The sequence below is a fragment of the Pontibacter coccineus genome (assembly GCF_030546575.1).
Taxonomy (GTDB): Bacteria; Bacteroidota; Bacteroidia; order Cytophagales; family Hymenobacteraceae; genus Pontibacter; species Pontibacter coccineus.
Window position 1 is genome coordinate 32057 of sequence record NZ_JAUOTN010000001.1, and the last position, 22507, is coordinate 54563.

20 protein-coding genes, 1 tRNA gene and 1 pseudogene are annotated in these 22507 nt (G+C 49.7%); 10 read left to right on the forward strand and 12 right to left on the reverse strand.

All coding sequences use genetic code 11. The features are described 5' to 3' along the window. Nucleotides 1–390: 390 nt before the first annotated feature. The 5 genes from Q4E40_RS00140 (at nucleotide 391) to Q4E40_RS00160 (ending at nucleotide 5432) form a co-directional block, all read left to right on the forward strand. Nucleotides 391–1980: a PQQ-dependent sugar dehydrogenase gene (locus Q4E40_RS00140; RefSeq protein ID WP_303409364.1), complete on the forward strand. Its 1590-nt coding sequence runs from the start codon at nucleotides 391–393 to the stop codon at nucleotides 1978–1980. Between the two features lie 115 nt (nucleotides 1981–2095). Next, nucleotides 2096–2947: an SDR family NAD(P)-dependent oxidoreductase gene (locus Q4E40_RS00145; RefSeq protein ID WP_303409365.1), complete on the forward strand. Its 852-nt coding sequence runs from the start codon at nucleotides 2096–2098 to the stop codon at nucleotides 2945–2947. A 41-nt stretch (nucleotides 2948–2988) separates the two neighbouring features. Continuing rightward, nucleotides 2989–3741 carry an alpha/beta fold hydrolase gene (locus tag Q4E40_RS00150; protein ID WP_303409366.1) on the forward strand — a complete coding sequence of 251 codons (753 nt, stop codon included), beginning with the start codon at nucleotides 2989–2991 and terminating at the stop codon, nucleotides 3739–3741. 88 nt (nucleotides 3742–3829) lie between these two features. Continuing rightward, a complete protein-coding gene (locus Q4E40_RS00155; RefSeq protein ID WP_303409367.1) occupies nucleotides 3830–4300 on the forward strand; it encodes a cupin domain-containing protein in 471 nt (156 codons plus the stop codon). A gap of 1 nt (nucleotide 4301) precedes the next feature. Beyond that, nucleotides 4302–5432, forward strand: coding sequence for a lactonase family protein (locus Q4E40_RS00160; protein WP_303409368.1), 1131 nt, complete (start codon nucleotides 4302–4304; stop codon nucleotides 5430–5432). A gap of 58 nt (nucleotides 5433–5490) precedes the next feature. On the opposite strand, the gene Q4E40_RS00165 is transcribed toward Q4E40_RS00160, so the two are convergent. Both Q4E40_RS00165 and Q4E40_RS00170 read right to left on the reverse strand, forming a co-directional pair. Continuing rightward, nucleotides 5491–7023: a PQQ-dependent sugar dehydrogenase gene (locus Q4E40_RS00165; protein ID WP_303409369.1), complete on the reverse strand. Its 1533-nt coding sequence runs from the start codon at nucleotides 7021–7023 to the stop codon at nucleotides 5491–5493. A 122-nt stretch (nucleotides 7024–7145) separates the two neighbouring features. Beyond that, on the reverse strand, nucleotides 7146–7574 hold the full coding sequence (locus Q4E40_RS00170) for a tRNA (5-methylaminomethyl-2-thiouridylate)-methyltransferase (RefSeq protein ID WP_303409370.1): 429 nt from the start codon (nucleotides 7572–7574) through the stop codon (nucleotides 7146–7148). Between the two features lie 133 nt (nucleotides 7575–7707). On the opposite strand from Q4E40_RS00170, the gene Q4E40_RS00175 reads away from it, so the two are divergent. From Q4E40_RS00175 to Q4E40_RS00185, 3 genes are read left to right on the forward strand one after another with little or no spacing between them, the layout of a single operon-like run. Further along, nucleotides 7708–8409: an RNA polymerase sigma factor gene (locus Q4E40_RS00175; RefSeq protein WP_303409371.1), complete on the forward strand. Its 702-nt coding sequence runs from the start codon at nucleotides 7708–7710 to the stop codon at nucleotides 8407–8409. Between the two features lie 23 nt (nucleotides 8410–8432). Further along, a complete protein-coding gene (locus tag Q4E40_RS00180; protein WP_303409372.1) occupies nucleotides 8433–10274 on the forward strand; it encodes a glycoside hydrolase family 15 protein in 1842 nt (613 codons plus the stop codon). Beyond that, entirely contained in the window at nucleotides 10261–10731 is a 471-nt protein-coding gene (locus tag Q4E40_RS00185) for a hypothetical protein (protein ID WP_303409373.1), read from the forward strand. The genes Q4E40_RS00180 and Q4E40_RS00185 overlap by 14 nt, the downstream gene beginning before the upstream one ends. A gap of 103 nt (nucleotides 10732–10834) precedes the next feature. Here the strand turns inward: Q4E40_RS00185 and Q4E40_RS00190 are convergent. Beyond that, a pseudogene (locus Q4E40_RS00190) lies at nucleotides 10835–11821 on the reverse strand (SDR family oxidoreductase). A gap of 716 nt (nucleotides 11822–12537) precedes the next feature. On the opposite strand from Q4E40_RS00190, the gene Q4E40_RS00195 reads away from it, so the two are divergent. Beyond that, entirely contained in the window at nucleotides 12538–12843 is a 306-nt protein-coding gene (locus Q4E40_RS00195) for a DNA polymerase beta superfamily protein (protein ID WP_303409374.1), read from the forward strand. An 80-nt stretch (nucleotides 12844–12923) separates the two neighbouring features. Here the strand turns inward: Q4E40_RS00195 and Q4E40_RS00200 are convergent. From Q4E40_RS00200 to Q4E40_RS00240, 9 genes are all read right to left on the reverse strand, one after another. Continuing rightward, nucleotides 12924–13011: transfer RNA gene (locus Q4E40_RS00200), tRNA-Ser, on the reverse strand. 81 nt (nucleotides 13012–13092) lie between these two features. Then, on the reverse strand, nucleotides 13093–14157 hold the full coding sequence (locus Q4E40_RS00205) for an asparaginase (protein WP_303409375.1): 1065 nt from the start codon (nucleotides 14155–14157) through the stop codon (nucleotides 13093–13095). A gap of 3 nt (nucleotides 14158–14160) precedes the next feature. After that, nucleotides 14161–14928: a TatD family hydrolase gene (locus Q4E40_RS00210; protein ID WP_303409376.1), complete on the reverse strand. Its 768-nt coding sequence runs from the start codon at nucleotides 14926–14928 to the stop codon at nucleotides 14161–14163. Nucleotides 14929–15232: 304 nt separating this feature from the next. Next, nucleotides 15233–16324 (reverse strand): glycosyltransferase, encoded by a 1092-nt coding sequence (locus tag Q4E40_RS00215; protein ID WP_303409377.1) that lies wholly within the window; start codon nucleotides 16322–16324, stop codon nucleotides 15233–15235. Continuing rightward, nucleotides 16321–16956: a polysaccharide deacetylase family protein gene (locus Q4E40_RS00220; protein ID WP_303409378.1), complete on the reverse strand. Its 636-nt coding sequence runs from the start codon at nucleotides 16954–16956 to the stop codon at nucleotides 16321–16323. Before Q4E40_RS00220 ends, Q4E40_RS00215 begins: the two co-directional genes overlap by 4 nt. A 201-nt stretch (nucleotides 16957–17157) precedes the next feature. Beyond that, entirely contained in the window at nucleotides 17158–18381 is a 1224-nt protein-coding gene (locus Q4E40_RS00225; RefSeq protein ID WP_303409379.1) for a GAF domain-containing SpoIIE family protein phosphatase, read from the reverse strand. Between the two features lie 216 nt (nucleotides 18382–18597). Next, nucleotides 18598–18855, reverse strand: coding sequence for a hypothetical protein (locus Q4E40_RS00230; RefSeq protein WP_303409380.1), 258 nt, complete (start codon nucleotides 18853–18855; stop codon nucleotides 18598–18600). Beyond that, nucleotides 18848–19978 carry a glycosyltransferase gene (locus tag Q4E40_RS00235; RefSeq protein ID WP_303409381.1) on the reverse strand — a complete coding sequence of 377 codons (1131 nt, stop codon included), beginning with the start codon at nucleotides 19976–19978 and terminating at the stop codon, nucleotides 18848–18850. The genes Q4E40_RS00230 and Q4E40_RS00235 overlap by 8 nt, the downstream gene beginning before the upstream one ends. 5 nt (nucleotides 19979–19983) lie before the next feature. Beyond that, the gene (locus Q4E40_RS00240; protein WP_303409382.1) at nucleotides 19984–20973 is read right to left on the reverse strand and encodes a lysylphosphatidylglycerol synthase domain-containing protein; all 990 of its coding nucleotides are present in this window, start codon (nucleotides 20971–20973) and stop codon (nucleotides 19984–19986) included. Between the two features lie 25 nt (nucleotides 20974–20998). Here Q4E40_RS00240 and ruvC point away from each other — a divergent pair, with 25 nt between their 5' ends. Next, nucleotides 20999–21565 (forward strand): crossover junction endodeoxyribonuclease RuvC, encoded by a 567-nt coding sequence (gene ruvC, locus Q4E40_RS00245; RefSeq protein WP_188499814.1) that lies wholly within the window; start codon nucleotides 20999–21001, stop codon nucleotides 21563–21565. The last annotated feature ends 942 nt before the right edge of the window (nucleotides 21566–22507 follow it).

The window sequence follows — 22507 nt, forward strand, 5'->3', positions numbered from 1 at the left end:
TCTGCTATTCAACTTTTCCCATAATCGCCACTTATTTAAATAGTTACGTATTATATAGTTAATTTCAATATAGGCAACCTATAGACGTTAGATGCCGGAGGAGAAGAAATATTACAGCGCGCTGTAATATTTCTTCTCCTCCGGCATCTAACTGTAGCAAGGGCTTAAGTATGAATCAAAATGGACACAAGATTACTGGCAATCCATAGGCGGCAATTGATAAGGGTATCCCCGGCCAAGGGCTTACTTTCCCAGAGGCATTTTCGCCTCGATGACAGGGCTGCTATCCTATCGATTGATCGGGAATTGCTTTCCATTTACAGAATATTGTACCATAAGCTTTTCTTTTACCGGCAATTATATTAAGTACTCACCTAACTTTCTAAAACTATGAAGGATCATGCTTACTTGTTTTTCATTCTCCTAATTGTAGCAGCCTGTTCTTCTCCAAAGACCTCAGTTCCAGTTGGTATACTCACTAAAGAAATGCCTGTGGTACCTGCACCTGACGCAATAGCCGCCAAGGTTCCGCCAGGCTACAAGGCTGAAGTTTTCATGCAGGACCTGAACTGGCCCACCAGTGTTGATTTTGATGAAAATGGTCATGTGTATGTGGCAGAGGCAGGCTATGTCTATGGCGACCCCTTTGCTCCGGCTCGGATTTTTCGGATTTCGCCTGACGGGCAGCTGAACTTGTTTGCGGATGGTTTCCTGGGGCCTATTACCGATATTCTCTGGCACCAGGGCACCATGTATGTTTCGCACAGGGGCAAGATCTCCTCTGTTAATCGTGATGGAACTGTTAAAGACCTGGTAACTGGCTTGCCCAGTTATGGCGATCACTTTAACAACCAGATGACAGTAGGCCCTGACGGCAAGATTTACTTTGGGCAGGGCGTGGCAACCAATGCCGGCGTGGTGGGCCTAGACAATGCCTACCCCTACATATGGCTCCTGCTTTGGCCGGATGTGCATGATATTCCAGCCAAAGACATCAAACTAAGCCGTGAAAGCTTCCTGACACCGCAACCTGGCAATGTATTGGCGCGGCAGGGAAATCTGCTCAGCCTCGGAAGCAACGTATCCTATGCGGTTACCAGCATCTTTAACCGCAACAAAGACAATTCCCTGTTGGTCCGTACCCGGGGCTTCCAACCATTTGGAGAAGATAAACGCACTATAAAAGGACAGGTAAAAGCAAGTGGCACCATACTCAGGATGAACACAGACGGCTCAGACCTGGAAGTGTACGCCTGGGGCTTGCGTAACCCATTCGGTGTGATGTGGGGACCTGATGGCCAGCTCTACGTTACCGACAACGGGTATGATGAGAGGGGCAGCAGGCCCGTCGCCAATGCCAAAGACAACATCTACCAGATCCGGCAGGATGGCTGGTACGGGTATCCGGACTTCTCCAGCGGCATTCCGGTAACCGACCCGCAGTTCCGCTCTGAACGTGGACCAAAACTTAAGTTTTTGATGGCGGAACACCCTGCCGTTGAGCAGCCATGGCTCACTCGCCCGGAGAATGCAGCTTCCACTAAATTTGACTTTAGCTCCAGTGAAAGCTTCGGGTATAAAGGACAAATGTTCCTAGCAGAGTTCGGATCAGCCACACCTATTACCGGTGCCCCCCATCCTGCCACTGGCTATGTGGTCGTGCGCATTGACCCAGGGACTAAAGCAGCTGAACCTTTCCTGAGCAATGGTGCTCCAGGGCCTGAAGGTTTTGAGCATGTTAAAACAGCAGGCCCAAGGCATCCCGTAGAGGCCAGGTTCTCACCTGACGGGCAAACGCTATATGTGGTTGACATAGGTGTTATCCACGGAGACGTGGCAGCGGCAGGCCCCTTCCCTCTTCCAATACCGGGCACGGGTGTCATCTGGCGGATCAGCAAGGATGGAGCGTCCCTATCAGGCCCCCCAGCTAACTTGTCCGCTTTACCACCCCGAATTCAGCCGCCTGGCCCTCTGAAATAGGGAACTGCTTTGGAGCGAATGCCAGGTAACGGTCTCAGGAACATTAGCGGGGTCGAAATTAATGGCTCCTTCATTTCCTAAAGCAGATTCCGTTGCAAAGTAAGCATTTGAGACGATGAAGGAACGTTTAAGAAACATGGATTTAAAAATTATGGATTTAAAAATAAGTGGACGAACAGCCGTCATTACAGGCGGGGATTCCGGAATTGGGCTGGCAACAGCTAAATTGCTGGCAGCAGAAGGCGTCAATATAGTTTTAAGTGATAAGACAGATAAAGAATTAAGGGAAGCCGGCGAAGCAGTCCGGAAAGAAGCTGCCAAGGATACACGCGTATTAACGATAACAGCTGACCTGACTAGTAACGAGGATGTACTTCGGCTGGCAGCCAGGACAAGAGATGAATGGGATGGGGCCGATATTCTCGTCAATTGTGCCGGCATACGAGGAGCTGCAGGAGATTTTCTGCAGCTCAGCGATGAAGACTGGTATAACACCATTGACATAGACCTGATGGGCGCTGTTCGTGTATGCCGTGCTTTTATCCCGCAGATGCAGAAAAAAAACTGGGGTCGCATTGTGCTCATTGCCTCCGAAAACGCCCTGCAGCCTTACGAAGAAGAGAGTCCTTATAACGCCTGCAAAGCTGGTATCATTAACCTTACAAAATGCTTGTCCAGAGCTTATTCCAAAGAAGGGTTGATGATCAATTGCGTGTCCCCGGCTTATATCGCTACGCCAATGACAGATGCCATGATGGAAGAGCTGGCTCAGGAAAAAGACAAGTCAATGGATGAGGTTATCAGTTGGTTCCTCAAAAATAAACGTCCAAACATAGTGGTTGACCGCAGGGGCAGCGCACAGGAAGTTGCAGCAGTAATTTCCTTTTTATGCTCAGAGCATGCCAGTTACATGACGGGCAGCAATTACCGCGTTGACGGGGGCGCAGTTGCAAGTGCTTTCGGGTAACTGTATTTAAAGAATACTTTCTTCAGTGAAGGGAAAACTATATGGCTGAAATTGAAACAGTGAGAGAGTGGGGACATGAAGGGGAAGTGCTTGTTTTCCTTCATTATTTCGGCGGGTCTGCAGAGAGCTGGAAATGGGTGGCAGAAAAGCTGTCCGATACTTACCGCTGTGTGGCTTTCGATCTGCCAGGTTTTGGAGAAAACACAGCTTTAAAAGAACCTTCTATACAGGGGTTTGCAGATTTTATAAGGTCAAAGCTAGACGACCTGGAAATCAAAAAATGCACCCTTATCGGGCACTCTATGGGTTGTAAAATAGCCCTGCAGGTAGCCGCAGATGCTAGAACTGATTTTGTACAGCAACTTATACTCATAGCACCTTCGCCCCCAACTGTAGAACCGATGCCAGCCAGGGAAAAGAAGCGGATGCTCCACCACCCGGATAAACAGGAGGCAGCACAAAGTGTTGCAAATGCCATAAAACGTCCCATCACAAAAGAGCAACAGGAGCTGGCTGTGCATACGCAACTCATAACAGACCATTATACGTGGCGTTGGTGGCTTTTAGAGGGTATGAGTCATTCTATTGCGGAAAAGGTAAACAAGCTGCATGTACCCATTACAGTATTAGCTTCGACTGATGATCCGGTCATCACTTCTGAAGTTATACAGGAGCAGGTGATGCAAGTATTAAAACGGGCAACCCTGATCACGACCAGCCGGGTCGGGCATCTGAGCCCTCTGGAGTCACCTGAATGGGTTGCTTCCAACATCAGGGATATTGTTTCGGGGTAAAATAAAAAATCGGCCTCCACCCTATGACCACATGCTGTTCCGGATCGGGTGATACGACGAGAGGGAAAATCAACTTTTAAAGCAACGTATGCAAAATACTCCAGAAAAAGAAAACACGAAGCCATCGCTCACTTACTGGCATGTCTGGACAGATGAGGACGGGGTAAGCAGGCAAACAAAAGCAGTACTCACTTCCTTTCAGAAAGAAAGTATTGGAGGTGGTGCAGCACCGCAATGGAACGATCATCTGCTTTCTTCAGATGCACATGTACTGTTCACGCAGCTGCCAGTCGGGTGGGTTGGCTCCTGGCATGAGAATCCGGAGCCACAATGGATTGTGCCTTTAACCGGTCGGTGGTTTGTGGAAACGATGGATGGTAAACGTGTGGAAATGGGCCCCGGGGACGTCTCATTTGGCGGCGATCAGGACACAAAGACAGATCAGAACGGCCATAAAGGGCATTTATCCGGAACGATTGGTCAGGAGCCAGCAGTACTTATGATTGTGCAACTGAAGGACGCAACATGGAAAGGTGCAAAACCAGGTGAATTTAAGTAGCATGCCAGAACAACATGTAAAGGGCAATGACAGCCCTGTAGGAAGAAGTTCCCTTCTGGTCTATGCGGGCACCTATTCTGCTGACCAGCCCAATAGTATCTTCCTTTACAGCTTAAATATGAGTTCGGGAGAACTAACGCTATTAAAGAAGTTCAACGGCGGAGAAAATCCATCTTATTTTGCATTTGATGCACAGCATCGGTTTTTATATGCTGTTAATGAGCTTGATAATTACCAGGGATGTGAAAGCGGGGCCGTATGCGCATTCGCCGTGGACCAAAAAACAGGCTTCCTTTCCATGTTGAACAGAACTTCCAGTCAGGGAGCTTTACCTGTATATATTGCATTGAGCCCTAACAGGAAAAGCGCATTGGTTGCGAATTATGATGGAGGCAGTATTTCTGTTTTTCCCATTCTTGAAGATGGGAAACTGGACAAGGCTACAAAGATCATACAACACCGCGGCAACGGCTCCAATAAAGAACGACAAGCATCATCGCACCCGCACTGCATTACCGTAAGCCCCGACGGACGTTTTATTTTTGTGGTAGACCTGGGAAGTGATTGTGTCTTTAGCTATGAAATGAATCCGGAGGAAAATGAAATCTCGTCCGATTCGTCTACTGTCGCATTCAGATCAACACCTGGAACCGGCCCCCGTCAATTGCGCTTTCACCCTGATGGTCATTTCGCATACCTTATTCATGAGTTAGAATCCATCATTACCGCACTGGCCTATCATCGGGCTAGTGGAACATTTACAGAGATACAGGTAGTCGCCACTCTTCCTGAAGGCTATCGACAAAAGAACAAGTGTGGTGGTATTCGGATAACTTCAGATGGCAGGTTTTTGTATGCTTCAAACCGAGGACATAACAGCCTGGCAGGGTACGTTATCGATGAAAGTACTGGAAAATTAATTTACCTCGGGAATACCCTCTCTGGCGGGGAGTGGCCCCGCGAATTCACGATAGTAGAGGGAAGCAGCATGCTACTTGTTGCCAATCAGCATTCCGGTACCATAGACTCTTTCAAAATTGATAAGGCGAGTGGTAAATTAACGCATCTGGGATACCAGGTGAAAATAGAAAAACCTGCTTACCTGCAAGCACTACAGCCATTTAAGCAATAAACCCGTGCAAAAAGAATAATCCTTTTTGCACGGGTTTATTGCTTCACAAAACTTAAACCTATAGATTCTTTTTTGCTGCTTCAGCTAACACCAGTTTCAAAACTTTGCCGGTATTGCCAATTGGTCCTAAAACAGAAGAAGCTGTCACATATACTTCCCCTTCCAAATCTTTTCCAAAACCCCGCAGGTAGTAGCCTATGTCCTCCTGGCTCCCGTCCACGTGTATTTCCTGAAATGACCATAGGTGGGGACCAGCAGGTTGTGCTATAAACAGTTCTCCGTCAGCAGAAGTGGGAGTCTGAGAAAAGGTCCCGAAGATGTACCTGCCATGAAAACCAGGAATGGTTTTCCCACGATAAACCTCACCACCAATAATTGTTGTTGCCCTTCCACCAGTTGGGTTAAGCCAGTTCTTCAGTTCGATCACGGGATCTATAAGCTTGTTGCCAAGTGCATCCACACTGGGGCAGGAAGTTAAAACTTGTAGTGGATTAGCTGCATTAAAGCAATGTGTTCCTTCTTTAACGTTCCAGCCATAATTACCACCCTTTTCCACAATACTTATTTCTTCCCAGAGGTTCTGTCCGGCATCTCCAACAAATAGTTGCCTTGACCCTCCCATATCAAAGGAAAAGCGGAACGGGTTGCGGAAGCCGTAGGCATAAATTTCATCTAAACCTGGCTTAGAGACAAACGGGTTGTCAGAGGGTATACTATAAGGTGAGCCACTGTTAACATCGATCCGGAGAATATTACCCAGTAAGTTGGCCTCTATATCCTGTCCGTTACCCCCGGCGTTGACAGGGTACCAGTCTTCCACATGGCCGGGCCCTACATCATTAGCTCCACCGCCATCACCAATGGAGATATACAAATATCCATCTGGCCCAAAGGCTATGGTTCCACCTTCATGATTGGCCTGTGGTTGGTCTTCTTCCAGAATTATTATCTCTGTGTTTCTATCAGCCTGGTTTGGATTTGCATGGGAAGTACGGTATTCAGCTATCCTGCTAATGTTGTCCCAGGATGCATCAGGCACTGGGCCGCCTGAGCGGGGCGGTGCAGTGTAATAGACAAAGAGCCTCCCGTTGGTAGCATATTGAGGATGAAAGGCCAGACCTAAAAGGCCACGCTCGTCATAGGAAGGGTTTAAACTAACCATTTTGTCACTTAAGTTCAGGAAGGGCTCGGGTAATGTATTGCCGTCTGCGTCAATGATCCAAATCTTTCCAATTTGATCGATGACGAATAACCGTTTACTCTCGTCCGGGGCTGCCACCAGCCCGATGGGAGAAACAAACCCGTCCGCGACCACCTGCAGGGCTACTGGCTTTATATTGAATCTGGCATCACTTGTTTTTTCACTGCGTAATGCACGATCTGGCATCGGATCATCCAGATCATTTGTGCAGCCCTGCAGTAATAGGCTGGAAAAAAAGAGCACGACCAATAACAGTACAGGCGTAAAGCTGAGCTCATGGAAGGGGCCTGGCAGGAAGTAAAGTGACTGAAAGCCGCGCAGGCCAGCACTTAGCTGAAAGTCAGGGATGTCGGCTATTTCGTCATCGGGTTTGTTTGATTCTTTTTCCATAATAAGTGTATTAAAAGGTAAAACTAAATATCATCTTCGCTGCTACTTTTCATAAGGTCAACCGGCCTGCATACCAATTACCATGCTCACAAATCGGGGGACCAGTTAGTTTATATGCATAATTACTGTGCTTCCCCTCTGTATGGAAGCATCAAATAAAGTGAGAAAGCTCCAATCGCCATGACTAGGTCACGAACAGCAATATCGAAGTACTGGCCTGTCAGCAGCAGATTAAGGACAATGCCTGCAAGCCACAGGCTTACGGCCAGGGCTCCAATCTTTGGCTTTACAAATACAAGCACGCCAGCTATAATTTCAATAACACCAACGATGCCCAGAAAGGTAGCTGCGCTGAAGGGCAGAATATCAGCCACTACAGGTGACAGGTACTTGTTCCAGTCGGTTAGCAGGTGTGCAAACTTATCGAGCCCGGCTATAACAGGCACCAGCCCATATGTATATTTTAACAGTGTTACGACGGTGGCAAGGCGATCGTGGTGCAGACGTGATGCATGCTGTGAATTAGTGACTGTTGATGTAAAGGTGTTCATAATAAGGTCCTCCATTTTGGTCTATGCTACCGGTTAGATGAAAATGAATTAAAATCGTTACAGAATAATGTAACATTTGAGCTGCCAATGTATCTAACCTGAAAACCATGTTAAAAACATCTAGGAACACATTATGAAGGAGATCAACAGTATCCAGGCAGCCGATAAGACATCCCTTACCGATGCCGCAGTAGTTGACCGTATACTAACCGGAGAGAATGCGTTGTATGAACTACTTATGCGGCGGCACAATCAGAAACTGTACCGGGTGATAAGAAGCTACCTGAAGGAAGAGCAGGAAGTGGAAGATACCATGCAGGATACCTATCTGAAGGCCTTCGAAAAGCTGCACCAGTTTCGGCAGGATGCCCTCTTCTCTACCTGGCTCATCCGGATCGGAATAAATAATGCGCTTGCAAAGCTACGTGAGCGAAATCGGTTGTCACCTGTTTCACTTCTGGCAGATCAGCATGAAGACTACGCTTTTCTGCTGACCCAGTCTAATCTGATAGGCTTAGTTAACCACAGGAATCCCGAGAAAATTGCTATACAAAATGAAATAAGACTATTACTGGAAAAGGCGATTGATAGCATCCCTGAGAAGTACAGAACTGTGTACACGCTGTGTGAGGTGGAAGGTATGCCTGTAGATGAGGTGACCCAGTGCCTGAACCTGTCGGAAAGCAATGTAAGAGTAAGGCTGCACCGTGCCAAAGCCATGCTGAAGGAAGTCCTGTTTAATTTATCCTTAAACCAGGAAGTATTTGAGTTTGGTGACAAGCGTTGTGATGCACTAGTGGAATGGGTATTGAAGGCGCTTCCTTCCGACAGCTAGTACTCAACAGCAATTCATAAACCATGGCCTTCAGACTGTCAGACTACGCCTTGATTGGAAACGCGCGTGCTGCCGCCCTGGTCAGTAAGTCTGGCGCTGTAGACTGGTGCTGCCTTCCTGAATTTGATTCCCCTAGCCTTTTTGCCGCTCTTTTGGATCAGGAGCGTGGCGGACATTTTTCCATTAGCCCCGTCGGGAAGTTTAGCTCGGAGCAGCGCTATATTCCAGACACCAACGTAGTGGAAACCCTATTCGAAACTGCAGATGGCAGGGCACGGCTGACAGATGCCTTCACGGCCCAGACCGAAGAAAACAAAAAGCTCAGCCTGTTTCCCGACCATGAACTGCTGCGCATTGTAGAGCCTACGTCCGGAAGTCTAAAATTTAAGCTGGAGTATGCTCCTAGAACCTACTATGGCAAGAACACTCCCTGCCTCTACGACCGGAAAAAGCTGGGTATCCATTTTGCCTGGAAAGAAAACATCTATACTCTGCTCAGCACGCTCGATCCCGAACAAATCAAAATTGATAGAAGCACAAACAGTATAGCTACCGCTACCTTTACTCTATATCCCGGCGAAAGGGTCGTCTTTTCGTTGACTTATAACAGTCAGAGCCCTGCCGTACTGCCGGAGCTAAAGAAGACCGGGGTAAAAAGAATGCAGCAAACGATTCGTTTCTGGCAAAACTGGAGTAGTCTGTGTACCTATAAAGGGCGCTACCACGAAGAGGTAAAGCGAAGTGTGCTTACCCTCAAACTGTTAACCCACGCTCCCTCCGGTGCTATCATTGCCGCCCCTACCACATCCCTGCCGGAAAAACCAGGCGGTGAACGGAATTGGGACTACCGATACTGCTGGCTCCGGGACGCTTCTTTTACGACCAGGGTGCTTGTGAGGCTAGGTTATACCGAAGAAGCCCATGCGTATATGAACTGGATCCTGCACGCTACCCGGCTTACAAGGCCTGCGCTGCAGGTAGTATACACTGTCTTCGGGCATGCTTCCCTGAAGGAGAAGACCCTGGACTGGCTCTCAGGTTATCAGAATTCCAAACCTGTCAGGGTTGGCAACGGGGCAGACGGGCAGTTTCAACTCGATGTTTATGGCGAAGTGCTGGATGCCGTTTACGCCTATGCACCCCTTGTGAAAAGATTCGACGATGACACCAGGAAATTTCTTCTGGGCCTGGGTAATATCATTTGCCGTAGCTGGAACCATCCGGATAATGGCATTTGGGAAATACGCGGTGCCCCTGCACATCATACGCACTCCAAGGTGATGGCCTGGGTAGGCCTTGACCGCCTGGTAAAACTTTCCCGAAAATATAATTGGGAGGATGCTCCTGTGCAGAAGTTCAGCCGGGAGGCAGGCCGGATTAGGGATACCGTGGAGCAGCATGGCTACAATCAGGAGATAGAGTCCTATACGTATGAGTTCAACGGGAGCAGCGTGGATGCCAGCCTGCTGACCCTGCCACTGGTGGGCTACTGTGAACCGACTTCGCCGAGAATGCACTCGACGACGCAAACCATTTGCCGCGAGCTGCTAACCAACAACCTCCTCTACCGCTACCGCAACGTACCGGACGGTTTGCGAGGAGAGGAAGGCACCTTCGGAATTTGTAATTTCTGGCTTGCCGAAGTGCTGGCAAAAGCGGGAGAACTGGACAAAGCCATTAAATTGTTTGATACCATGCTGGAACATGCCAGCCCTGCGGGTCTTCTATCAGAAGAACTTGATCCGCATAACGGCCGGTTGCTTGGAAATTACCCGCAGGGATTCACGCACATCGGACTGATAAATGCGGCGCTCTCCATCAATGAAGTATACCAGCAAAAAGCACAGCGGTATGAATATAAGTAATCTTATACTTTGGGGATTTGCTGCCACACTTATGTTGACGGCATTGATGGCCGCTTCCAGACCACTGGGCTTTACGCGCATGGACCTGCCCTTCCTGCTGGGCACCATGTTTACTCCTGACCGTAACAAGGCTCCCCTCCTTGGTTTTGCTGTGCACCTGGTAATAGGGTGGCTTTTTGCCTCAATCTATGCGGCCGCCTTCGAAAGTACCGGCTGGTATACCTGGTGGTTTGGGATGGCAATTGGCTTTGTGCATGGCGCCTTCGTGCTCACGGTGGGGCTGCAGTTGCTAACCACATTACACCCTAGAGTCGCTAATCCTTTTCAGGGCCCTACTCCTACCAGACAGCTGGAGCCCCCCGGATTTATGGCGCTGAACTATGGACGAGGCACTCCGCTTGTCACGCTGGTGGCTCATCTCCTATATGGCGGCGTGCTGGGTTTTTTTTATGGTTGACATTTCCCGGTACCATGATAAGGGAGCAAGAGGATTGCACGTGGCCAGTAAAGGCTATGTCGCTGTTCTTGTTTGTAAAGATCTGGTAAATTCTTTGTGATTATCAACGCCTCAACAACCTGATGGTCGCAAAGCATACCAATACGCCAGCTACTGTACTAACTAAGGGGTGTCGACCCAGCCATGCTATCCTGCTTGTATCATGTGCTTTGTTGTCGAACCTACCATGTGCTTTAAAGAGTCCCGGAGCGGGTTTAAAAAGATTATCTAACCAATCCTTTCCTGCAGGCTCATCAGTTTGCTGACCTTTGTATCCTTCCTTTGCTAATAAGATATCACCTAGCCGGGGGAAAAGCTTATTTCCAATAATTGCCTGTGAAGTAGTACAACCTACTTTATATTCTCTGGCACGATTATAAGCAGCGTAGTAAATTCTTTTAGCGGCTACTTCAGGCTGGTAAATCTTGCCCGTAGGGCGGGGCCTGTCTGGTAGTTTGTGGCGCATCCACTCAAACTGTGGTGTATTCATAGCTGGTAGCTGAACAGTAGTTACTGTTACCTTAATTTGGTCGTAAATCAGTTCTGCACGCAAAGAATCATAGAAACCCATTGTAGTATATTTTGCTCCGCAGTAGGCAAACTGCCAGGGTATGCCCCTGTAAGCGAGCGCAGATCCTATCAACACAATGCTCCCTTTGTCCCGCGGTAGCATGCGCCTCAGTGCCGCCAGCATGCCGTAGACCTGCCCTAAGTAAGTCACTTCCGTCACCCGCTTGTACTCTTCGGACGTCATCTCCTTCACTGGGCTCAGTACGCCCACAATCGCATTGTTCACCCAAACATCAATCAGCCCTCTCCTCTACCTGAGTGGCGATGTTGTCCAGGGCATTTGCATCGGCTACTTCTGCCGGGAAAATAAGGGCTTCGCCACCTTTCCTTCTATTTCTCTTTTCGCATCCTCCAACCGTTCCTGGCCACGGGCAATTTGGGCCACCCGGGCACCATGGCTGGCAAATTTAACTGCGACGGCTCGCCCCAAACCTGCGGATGCTCCTGTTATCACTACTGTGTCTTTTTTATTTTCTTTCATGGCAGAAACTTATTGATTTCCACGGCTTTTTTTACAAGCCCCGTGTGCCATCCAGTGAATCTGAGCAATTCCCACAGATAGTTTTACTTCCTCTGCTAATGAGGCATCATGATAAATCTCTAAACTGAATTATCACTGCTTATCCAACTTCGGCCGTTGCTTTAAAGTTTGTATTAAGATCTTTCCATCAGCCTTCAATAGCCAAGACAGGATCAAAAAGTGTTAGTTTGTCGGCATTGCTATAAATGAAAAGCCCATTGATCACGAATGTACAGTTGTTAAGTGCTATGAAATTTTCCACCTTCAAATCCTTTTTAAAATCGCCAGCTGGTCAGAGGCAACTTCAAGAGGGCCGGTAAATGGCCGGCTTCTGAATCTACCAGCAGCATGGCAGTTATGAAGAGGATACAAATATCTCCAGGCCTTAAGTATTCGCATATCTAAAAGCCGTTCATCAGGTGTTATAGCGCTAGCGGAAACCCAACACCGGTATTGTTCTGTCTTACAGGGACAACGCTACATCTCAACATGTCTGGGAGTAGTTCTGGACGAGGGCAGTAGGCTGTTTACAAACAAAAAAATCAGGTTTTCCAGTAGTATCTGCCTGCAGATCACACGGACATGAGACGGCTTTTCCCTGATGCTGGATAAAACTTCTCCTGCTTAGAAACACTGCGCAGTGCCCCTCTACCTTTGGCACATAAACAACAAAGGCCATGGAGCAACTAATAAAACAAAAGCTAAGCGAGATAGAGAAACAGTACGAGGTGCAGATCCTCTTCGCCTCCGAAACCGGTAGCCGTGCCTGGGGCCTTCCTGCCGTAGAACAGGATACTGATCTTGGTGTCCATACAACTCCTTCTTTTATGCTTGAATTTAACGATCAATTGAAGGCTGCACAAGATGTAAAAATACTGTACATCTTGCTTAAGACCAGCCAGTTAAGCCTGAATTCGGGTACCCGGAAAAGGATCGGCTTCGGGTACCCGAATTTGCTGCCTCAGAAAGGAGTGAAATCGTAAAATTCAGGTGGGGCTGAAAACAAAAAAGCCCCTAAATCGCTGATTTAAGGGCTTTTTATGCTACTTGATAAGGTATTACGCAGAGAGCAAGGGATTCGAACCCTTGATACCCTTTTGGGGTATACACACTTTCCAGGCGTGCTCCTTCGACCACTCGGACAGCTCTCTATTATGAGTGCAAATATACGCCAATAACTTACACTATCGCAAATTTTTACCTTCCTATACCTGATAAATAATCACGCCGGACTAAATGGTGATCTCGCCGCGCAGGTTACTGACAAGCAGCTCACGGGTTTGCGTGGCCGGCAGGTCGAGCCCCAGCACAAACATTAATTTTGTGATGGCCGCCTCCGTTGTGATGTCGTCGCCCCCGATCACGCCCATGTTGAGCAGAAACTTGCTGGTTTCATACCGGCCCTGGTCCACCCTGCCCTCGTCACACTGCGACACATTCAGGATATAAATACCTCTCGACAGGGCATCTTCCAGCATCTCGAGCAGCCACCCTGCTGTGGGGGCATTGCCGGCGCCAAATGTTTCGAGCACTACTCCGCGCAGTCCCGGCGCCTCCAGCACACCGCGCATCACCTGCGGCGTTATACCCGGAAACAGCTTCAGTATGGCTACATTGTCATCCAGGTGCTGGTGCACATGCAGTGGCTTTCCCGGGTGCGGCAACATGGCATTTTCATAGAAGTCGATGCTGATGCCTGCTTTTGCCAGTAGCGGATAGTTCTCTGACTTAAAGGCGTTGAAGTGGCGGCTTTCCACCTTCTTGGCCCGGTTCCCCCGGATCAGGAGGGTATGGAAATAGACACAAACTTCCGGCACCACGCTCTTGCCATTGATCTTGGTAGCCGCAATCTGCAAGGCCGAGATCAGGTTGGCGCGGGCATCGGTGCGGGTACGACCGATCGGCACCTGCGCGCCTGTGAAGATTACCGGCTTATCCAGGTTCTCGAGCAGGTAGCTGAGGGCAGAGGCGCTGTAGGCCATGGTATCGGTGCCGTGCAGCACGACAAAGCCATCGTAATCTGCATAGTTATCGCGGATCAGATTGGCCAGCATCAGCCAGTCACCAGGCGCAACATTAGAGGAATCGATGGCCGGCTCGATGCTTAGCACCGTCAGCAAATATTTAAAATTGCTCAGTTCGGGCACCTTCTCCAGTATCTGGCTGAAGTTGAAAGGCACCAGGCTATGTTTTTCATCATACACCATACCTACCGTGCCTCCGGTGTAAATGATCAGGATGGAGGCGTCTGAGTGCGCAGGTGCGGCGGTGTCGATGTTGGTTTTGACTACGTTCATCGCTTAGAGTTTGAAGAGATTGAGGGCATTACGGGTTGTGGCAGCGGCCACTTCTTCCACCGGCTTTTGCATCAGTTCGCCCACGCGCTGCGCTACCAGGGGTAGGTATACGGGTTCGTTGCGCTTGCCCCGGTGCGGCACGGGTGCCAGGTAGGGGCAGTCCGTTTCCAGTACCAGATCCTCCAGATTAACATGGGGCAACACCATGTCCAGACCGCCGTTCTTGAAAGTGGCCACGCCACCTATACCCATCAGAAAGCCGAGCTCCTTCACCTTGGCAGCCTGCCCCACTGTGCCTGAAAAGCAATGGAATATACCTTTCAAACTCCCATCCTGTGCAGCGGTAATGATCTCGTACGTTTCGTCGAAGGAGTCGCGGGTATGGAGTATAATGGGCAGTTGGTGCTTCTTGGCCAGCTCAATCTGCACTTTCAGGGCCTCTTGCTGCTGTGGCAGAAAAGTCTTGTCCCAATACAGGTCGATGCCGCACTCGCCCACTGCCGCAAACTTTCGCTTGCCCAGCCACTCCTCAACCAGGTATAGCTCCTGCTCAAAATCCTTGTTCACAGAAGTTGGGTGTAGGCCCATCATGGCGATGCATTGGGCTGGGTGCTTCTCTTCTGTTTCGAGCATCACGTCGATGGAGGTATGGTCGATGTTGGGCATGTAGAACTTCTCTACGCCCGCTTCGAGCGCTCTTGCCACCGCTTCGTCACGGTCCTGCTGAAACTTCTCTGAATAGATATGTGCGTGCGAATCAATTAAAGTCATGTGCATCGTTTTGGATCAGGTATCTCCGTGCAAAGGTCCGAACTAAAGGCAAAGGCTGCAAATGTTCTTGCGTAGCACTTTCCTCGTAGCACGACGCACGTAGCACGTAGCAAGACTTTACTGATAGCTGAATTGTTAAATTGTTGATGGTTGCTGGTTGATTATGCATGATTGCCGGTGCACGATTCGGACAGGTCGCGACCTGTCCCTACGAAACCAAAAACCTGTGAACCGGAACCCTAAACTCTCAAACTCCTAAACTTTCTAACTCTCAAACTTCTTACCTTCCTAGCTTTCTAATTCCTTAATACTTTCTCCCCTTCCAGTTTACTTTGGTTGGCAGGAAGAAGTAGAGAATCAGGACAAAAGTGGTTACCAGCAGGTATAGCTCAAAGGCAATGTACTGCCACCAGGAAGCGCCTCGGTGGAGTCGTTTCAGGCAGATGTGCATGAACACGCTCTGGAGCAACAGCTTAACGGCCGCTATGCCAAGCGCTATACCTAATGAGGCTTTGACAAAGAAAGGGATTAGCACCGGATAATAGGCCGAGTGCAGCACAAACAACGCAAACATATACCTGGGCATGAACACCGAGCCCCGCATCCAGCGCTTGCGTTGTTCCAGCAGCGCACCGTAACCCGGGGCAGGCGCTGACCAGGCAAGCACCTTGCTGTCATATAGATTACGAAAGCCGTAGCCCTGCTTCAGTATCTGGTTGAAAATGGCAATGTCTTCTGTGATCGAGAAAGGGATGTTTTCGAAACCGCCCACTTCTTCATAAGCCTTTCGGGTGAGCAGCATGTTGTTGCCCATCGTCGTAACGGGCATGTTCAGGTCACTGAATACCTGCATCAGCCCGATCGAAAACAGCCAGTCCATGCGCTGCATTTTGTCGAAGAGGCGATTGCCCGTTACCGTTGTAAGTCCCGTCACCACGCCCACCTTATCATCCAGACCCGCCAGCATGGCCTTTACCCATGTAGGCGGCACTTTTATGTCAGCATCGGTAAAGAGGAAGATATTTGAACTTGCTTTCCGGGCCAGTTGTGCCAGCACGTTGGCTTTGCCTTTCGCCATCCCCACTGTGCCGGCAATGGGCACACAGGTATATCCAGGTTTGTTTTGAATGAATGCTTCTACCAGGACGCGGGTGCGGTCTGTGGAGGCATCATCACCGATCAGTACTTCAATTTTCTCCGTAGGGTAATCGAGCACGGCAATGGCCTGCAGACAAGCCAGAATATTGTGTTCCTCATTTCGGGCCGCGATCAGAATGCTGATATGGGGAAAGTAGGTAACTCTAGCCGAATAGCGCCTGCGGTTGAAGAGCAGCAGCAACAGGAGCGCCGCAAATACAATAAAATACAGGACGAAGTAGGCGACAGAAACCATCATAGGGTCTGGAAGGTATAGCCCTGTGCGGTGAAGTGTTCTAAAAAACGGGGCAGCGCATACTGCATATTTCTCCGGGCCTTCAGGCTGTCGTGGAATAAGATGATGCTGCCGCTTTGGGTGCAACGGATGGCTTCCCGCAGACACTTTTCGGGGCTGAGCGAAGGGTCGTAGTCGTTGGTGAGCACGTCCCACATCACCAGTTCATAGTCCGGTCGCAGGGCCGCTGCCTGTTTCATGGTAATGCGCCCGTAAGGGGGTCGGAAAAGTTTAGGCTGCGCAGCATCAGGGACAAGCTGGTCGAGTTCCATCTGACATTGCTGCACGTTTTCGAGGTAGTGCTCCAGCGAAGTTTCCCAGCCGCGCACATGGTTGTGCGTGTGGTTTGCCAGCCGGTGGCCCTGGATAAGAATCTGTTCCGCTATACCTCTGTGCTTCACCAAATTATCGCCTACTGCAAAAAAAGTCGCTTTGGCACCGTGCAGTGCCAGTTGCTCCAGCACCCAAGGGGTTGCCTCCGGTATGGGCCCGTCGTCGAAGGTCAGGTATAGCACTTTCTCCTGCACTTCCCGCAACCAGGTATAGCCAGGCAAAAGTCTGCGAAGCAAAGCGGGTGTCTTGTAGAGGCGGAGCACTTTTATTGTTAAATTGTTAGATTGTTAAATGGTCATTCCCGTCACGTCGTGCATTAGTGAGCAATTCAGAAAGGAAGGGAAAAGTTTTCGCTAATTTTTGCTGAATAATCAACACAATATCAATTCATTTGAGAATCAACCATCAGCAATTTAACCAATCAACAATTAACTCTCAGCAATTTAACAATTCAACCAACAACTCTACTTAAACCTGCAAGAAAGCAGTGTGATATCGTCGCTGAAAGTGGACTCTTCGTTGTAGAGGTTGATGGCATTGAGCAGTTGCAGGTGCAGCATCTTGGAACTCAGGAAGCGGTTCTTCTTCAAAAAGTCGATCGTGCCCTCGATGCCGAACTCTGACTCGTCTTCATCAAACACCTCGGTCAGGCCGTCGGTATAGCAGAGCAGCACGGCGTCGTGCGGCACATGGATCCTGCCCACATTCATGAAAGGGAGCACATCGAACACGCCCAGCATGGTGCAGCCGTCGTTGAGCAGGTCGTAGGTGTTGTTCTCGTAAAGTAGGATCGGGGCATCATGACCGGCATTCACGTAACTCAGTTCGCGCGTGCTGCGGTTAAAAATCGCGACAAAGGTCGTGATGAATTTCTCGGCGATCGCGTTGCGGTAGATGAGGTGATTGAGCTCCGACACCACAGTGTTCAAATCGGCGGTCTGCCGCAGAATGGTGCGCAAGCCGGCCTGGAAGTTCGACATCAGCAGCGAGGCCGGCACGCCCTTACCTGATACATCGGCCACGCAGAAAAGGAACTGGTCTTTGTCGATCTCGATGAAATCGTAGTAGTCGCCGCCGATGGACGAGTGCGGAATGTAGCTGGCATGGATGGCCACGTCCTTGTCATTGGGCAGGCTTTTAGGGAACAGCATGGACTGCACCTCGCGGGCAATCTCAATCTCCTTGCGGATGGATTCCTGTGCCAGTCGCTGACGGGCCATGCGGTGGTTTTCGATGGCCACAAGCATGATATTACTCACCGTCTGCACAAAGTTGAGCGCCTCGATATTGCTGTAGTAAGGCAGGTTTTTGCCGATCATCACAAAAGCGAGCACTTTGCCGTTGTGCAGGATCGGGATCACGATCTCGAAATTACGCCACTTTTTGTCCACGCTCAGCTTGGAGATGCGGGTGATTTCCTTGAGTTCGAGTATGGCCTCGGGGAGGTGTTGCTTGGCTGGTTCCAGATCGGTGCCGTAGCTTACTTTGCAGTCCCACTTCTCGTCGTGCACAAACAGGGCCAGCCGGTTGATCTGCAACTGGGCGAGCAGTGTGAAGCGGTATATTTTGTAGAGCGCCTCTTCGGGCAGGTTGTCGTTAATCGCCTGCGTGATTTCCAACAAGGCCGATAATTCCAGCTTTTTGAGGTTTAACTCTTGCTGTATGTTCGGAGCGACTATATCAGGCATTCGGTTTCATAGTTTAGGTTGGCTAAAAGCCCGCACATGGGGACCCTCCCACCAGCTATACCTGACACGCAGGTATAGACCGCGTAAATTTACAAAAAATCAACCGCATTCCTTGCCAACCCTCCAAATCCTTTGAAATTATACGTATTCGACGCATGCTTTCTCTAGCAACTACGTAGCCCGGATAATTGTTTTGCGTATTTCCTTAAACAACCGTCAGATGGAGTTATGGACCACGAGCCCGGCTTTGGTAGCCAGGTAAAAGTAGTGCTGGCACTGCTTCCCAAAGGCAGTTTCGTCATACTCGTGCTCTGTATCCGGGTCAGGGTATAGGATCCGGATATACCCCTTGGCGATCAGGTCGCGCAGGGCGGTGCAGAGTTCTTCGTCAGTCAGGGCGCTGGTGCTTTTCAGGTCAGAGTAGGACGTCACGAAGTAGAGTTCGTCCATGATGGCAAATTGGTTCTCAGTCATGATTACGGATGGTTCGGCCTTTCCAGGTATAGCGGCCCGAGAGACCGCTGATAGCGGTATATAGTACGTAAGGAATGTAAACTAGCTGCAGCGGAAGCATAAAAATCAGATAATTGTGCCTTCGCATGAAAATCAGCACGAGGTCGAGGAACAGGAAATCGATCAGGAACTTAGCCGCATAGGCCGCCAGAAAGACCTCAGGCGAAACCCATTTCAGCAGCACGGCAGGTATAGCCAGAAAAAGCAGCAGGTTTACGGCAAAAACACTTAATGCCACCAGTTTAACAGGCACGCTTTGATAGCTCCGCCACTTGCTGGCCCAACGCACCCGCTGCGCAATAAAACTGCGCACCGTTTTGCGCGCCTTGGTATACACAATGGCGCCCGGATGTTTTAGAAAAGCGATACGCTCCGGGTATAGCTGATTTACTTTGTGCAGCAAAAACTCGTCGTCGCCGCTGGCTATCCCTTCGTTTCCGGCAAAGCCGCCAACCGCCTCAAACACAGTGCGGGTATACGCCAGGTTGGCACCGTTGCACATGTTCGGTTGCCGCAAACCGATGGAGGCGCCGCCCACTCCGATCAGCGAAGCAAACTCAACCAGTTGCATGCGCTCCAGCAAGGTATGGGTATGGTGAAAACAGACAGGGCCCGAGATAAAGACAGCCTGCTGCGATTGAAAGGTATAGGCGAAGTATTGCAGCCAGTCGGGTTGCACCCGACAGTCGCCGTCGGTAAAAGCCAACAGCTCACCACTCGCCTCTGCTATACCTTGTTTAATGGCGGCTTTCTTGCCGGTTGCAGTTGTATGATCAGCCAGCCGGATCAGTCGCAGTCGAAGCCGTGTATCAGGTATAAAGTTCAGAATAAGTTGATCGGTGCCGTCATCAGAATGGTCGTCTACGACCAGCACCTCAAAGTTCGCAGGATAGTTTTGCTTTTCCAGATCCTGCAGCAAAGCTATGATATGCGCTACCTCGTTCCGGACGGGAATGATGACGGTGATGTGGGTGGCAGGTATAAACCCGGCAGGTATAGCAGGTATAGGGAGGCGCTTCCAGGCAAACAAACAGCGCAGGATGACCCAGCCATAGGCGAGCAGCGACAGCAGAAGTAGCACCATGAACATCAGGCGCTCCCTCCTCTCCTGCCCAGCTTCAGGCGCAACACGAAGAACAGACCGACCGCGCTTGGCACCACAATGTTGAGCAACCACAGACTCAGGCTGGCACTCAGCACCTGGAGTCGCTCCTGCCCCAGCAACCCAAACACGTACATGGCCGACAGCTCCCGCATGCCCAGATCAGACAGCAGTGACACCGAGGGCACCACCGATTTCAGAAAGAACGCAGTCGACACACCGCTGATGTATTCTACCGGACGCAGCCGGACCTCAAACAAAACGAGCAGGAGCACAAACTGTAGCAGAAACACAAAGTAGCGCAAGAGCGAGAGCAACAGTACCCGGTTCATCTCCCCGTAGGTATAGCGTCCCATCACGGCCAGGTATTTTGCCAGCTTGCGCAACGGCCCCACGGCCGCCACCAGGGCCACCATGGCGCGGGCATTAAAGAGCAGCAAAAGCATGGTCGCATTGAGCACGAGAAGCAGAAAGAAAATGCTCAGGCACACGCCCGGATACTCCCGCCAGTAAAGCAAAAGCGCAAAGTAGACCAGCCCCAGCGTACCGACCAGCACCGTGGCCACCAGCTGACAAAACCTGCCGATGAAGACCGCGCCTATACCTTCCAATCGTTCTTTGCTTTTGAGCTCCAGCACCCGGCCGGCGTAGTCACCGAGGCGGTTGGGGGTGATGAAGCCGAGCGTGAGCCCGACCATGACCGCACGAAACGCCCGCAGGTATGAGATGGGCTCCAGCTTCTGCCCCAGGATTTTCCATTTCCAGGCTTCCAGTCCCCAGTTAACAGGTATAAGCAGCGCACTCAGGATCAGTAGAAAAGTATAATTGCTTTGGCGGGCCGATTGCAGGATAGCTTGCCAGGAGAGCAGCGTGTCGGGGGCCGTAAAAATGGCCAGGTACAGAAAATAGAAGGTGAGCAGCACCACGACAACTTTGCCGGAAACTAAAAGGAACCTTCTGTTGCGGGTAATGTTCAAGATATTGTCTTAAATTGCGGCTCTTATGGTTTACTCTCCTGCGCTCCCACCCAACAAATTAATTCTTGGCATCGACCCCGGCACGCAAGTCATGGGCTATGGCCTGATTGAAGTAACCGGATCGAAGGTAAAGGTAGTGCAGTACGGCGTTATTCACCTCAAAAGCTACAGCAACCACGCCATCAAGTTAAAGAAAATTTTTGACCGCATGATACAGCTCATCGACGAATACCTGCCCGACGAGCTGGCCATCGAGTCGCCTTTCTTTGGCGTGAACGTGCAGAGTATGCTCAAACTGGGTCGCGCACAGGGAGTTGCCATCGCCGCCGCCCTTTCCCGCGACATCCCTTATGTGGAGTACGCCCCTAAAAAAGTAAAGCAGTCCGTCACCGGGAACGGCAACGCCTCCAAAGAACAGGTGGCCAGCATGCTGGTGCAGATCCTCAAAATACAGCCCGACCCAAAAATGTTCGACGCCACCGACGCCCTGTCCGTGGCCCTCTGCCACCACTACCAGAAAGGCAACAACGCCAAAAAAGGCGCCAACTCTTGGAAAGCCTTCCTGACCGACAACCCCGAGAGAAAGCTGTAGGGGTTTAATTGTTAAATGGCTGAATGGTTAAATTGTTGAAAGGGCAGGCCGCGTCCCGTTTGGATCTTGCAACGATCATTTAACAATTTCGCTTTCCAACAATAAAGAATCAGCAGTCCTTTCTCTTTCGGATATCTATGTTCGAAAGAATTTCTGCTGGGGACATCCGTGTCCCCTATACCTGCAAAGCATTCATATGGGGATTAGGAAATCCCCGACAGTTTGATTCGGGATTGATAAATCCCGAAGGGCCTTTTAAGAGCCTGATATAAAAGTCTTTTAGAAAATGTAATCGTCTGTAGGGACAGGTCGCGACCTGTCCAATCGAGCACCGGCAATTATGCACCCGTATACCTGTCCGTATCCTGCGCTGCTATACCTGTTCAAGTTACGCAGTAGTACACCTGCTAAATCGTTCACAGAAATCCCGTCAACTATAGGCCTTTCTGTCATTTCGACCCAAGGGTGGGGGACCTCGTTTTGGGAGAAATCTGAAGTAGTGTGCGAATTTTGAAAGGATCCAGATCTCTCCTATCGTCGAGATGACAGCTGGCGTTAATCATGGCTTACGTTGACGGCATTGGAGGCAGGGGCAGGTTAATCGTGAACCCAACAATTCAACCATCAACAATTTAACCTTTCAACAACCTTCCAATCCTCATCAAAGGAAACCGCCAGAATAATCGTCTACCTCACAATCAACAACAATCAATTAACAATTCAACAACCTCCAATAAGTATAAGCTTTTGAAAATATTTCGCAGTTTTGTAAAAAATCGCATCTATCTTTCGTAAGGCTTATAAGTTTGCCTGATTTCCTTCCGAAACCCTACTAAAATCAACCTGTAGCAAGGTATAGGTTTTGCCAAAAGACAAAGTTTAAACATGTTTTTACTGGTGCGGTTTGAATTAGCGTCAGGCTTATTCTTAAATTTGAGTTAT

What these genes read in the sequence shown, in the direction of transcription:
- Q4E40_RS00150 (WP_303409366.1), top strand. Translation starts at nt 2,989, where the DNA reads ATGGCTGAAATTGAAACAGTGAGAGAGTGGGGACATGAAGGGGAAGTG.
- Q4E40_RS00225 (WP_303409379.1), bottom strand. Translation starts at nt 18,381, where the DNA reads ATGCCTGATATAGTCGCTCCGAACATACAGCAAGAGTTAAACCTCAAA.
- Q4E40_RS00155 (WP_303409367.1), top strand. Translation starts at nt 3,830, where the DNA reads ATGCAAAATACTCCAGAAAAAGAAAACACGAAGCCATCGCTCACTTAC.
- Q4E40_RS00235 (WP_303409381.1), bottom strand. Translation starts at nt 19,978, where the DNA reads ATGGTGCTACTTCTGCTGTCGCTGCTCGCCTATGGCTGGGTCATCCTG.
- Q4E40_RS00205 (WP_303409375.1), bottom strand. Translation starts at nt 14,157, where the DNA reads ATGAACGTAGTCAAAACCAACATCGACACCGCCGCACCTGCGCACTCA.
- Q4E40_RS00180 (WP_303409372.1), top strand. Translation starts at nt 8,433, where the DNA reads ATGGCCTTCAGACTGTCAGACTACGCCTTGATTGGAAACGCGCGTGCT.
- Q4E40_RS00145 (WP_303409365.1), top strand. Translation starts at nt 2,096, where the DNA reads ATGAAGGAACGTTTAAGAAACATGGATTTAAAAATTATGGATTTAAAA.
- Q4E40_RS00165 (WP_303409369.1), bottom strand. Translation starts at nt 7,023, where the DNA reads ATGGAAAAAGAATCAAACAAACCCGATGACGAAATAGCCGACATCCCT.
- Q4E40_RS00210 (WP_303409376.1), bottom strand. Translation starts at nt 14,928, where the DNA reads ATGACTTTAATTGATTCGCACGCACATATCTATTCAGAGAAGTTTCAG.
- Q4E40_RS00230 (WP_303409380.1), bottom strand. Translation starts at nt 18,855, where the DNA reads ATGACTGAGAACCAATTTGCCATCATGGACGAACTCTACTTCGTGACG.
- Q4E40_RS00160 (WP_303409368.1), top strand. Translation starts at nt 4,302, where the DNA reads ATGCCAGAACAACATGTAAAGGGCAATGACAGCCCTGTAGGAAGAAGT.
- ruvC (WP_188499814.1), top strand. Translation starts at nt 20,999, where the DNA reads ATGGTTTACTCTCCTGCGCTCCCACCCAACAAATTAATTCTTGGCATC.
- Q4E40_RS00140 (WP_303409364.1), top strand. Translation starts at nt 391, where the DNA reads ATGAAGGATCATGCTTACTTGTTTTTCATTCTCCTAATTGTAGCAGCC.
- Q4E40_RS00215 (WP_303409377.1), bottom strand. Translation starts at nt 16,324, where the DNA reads ATGATGGTTTCTGTCGCCTACTTCGTCCTGTATTTTATTGTATTTGCG.
- Q4E40_RS00175 (WP_303409371.1), top strand. Translation starts at nt 7,708, where the DNA reads ATGAAGGAGATCAACAGTATCCAGGCAGCCGATAAGACATCCCTTACC.
- Q4E40_RS00195 (WP_303409374.1), top strand. Translation starts at nt 12,538, where the DNA reads ATGGAGCAACTAATAAAACAAAAGCTAAGCGAGATAGAGAAACAGTAC.
- Q4E40_RS00170 (WP_303409370.1), bottom strand. Translation starts at nt 7,574, where the DNA reads ATGAACACCTTTACATCAACAGTCACTAATTCACAGCATGCATCACGT.
- Q4E40_RS00185 (WP_303409373.1), top strand. Translation starts at nt 10,261, where the DNA reads ATGAATATAAGTAATCTTATACTTTGGGGATTTGCTGCCACACTTATG.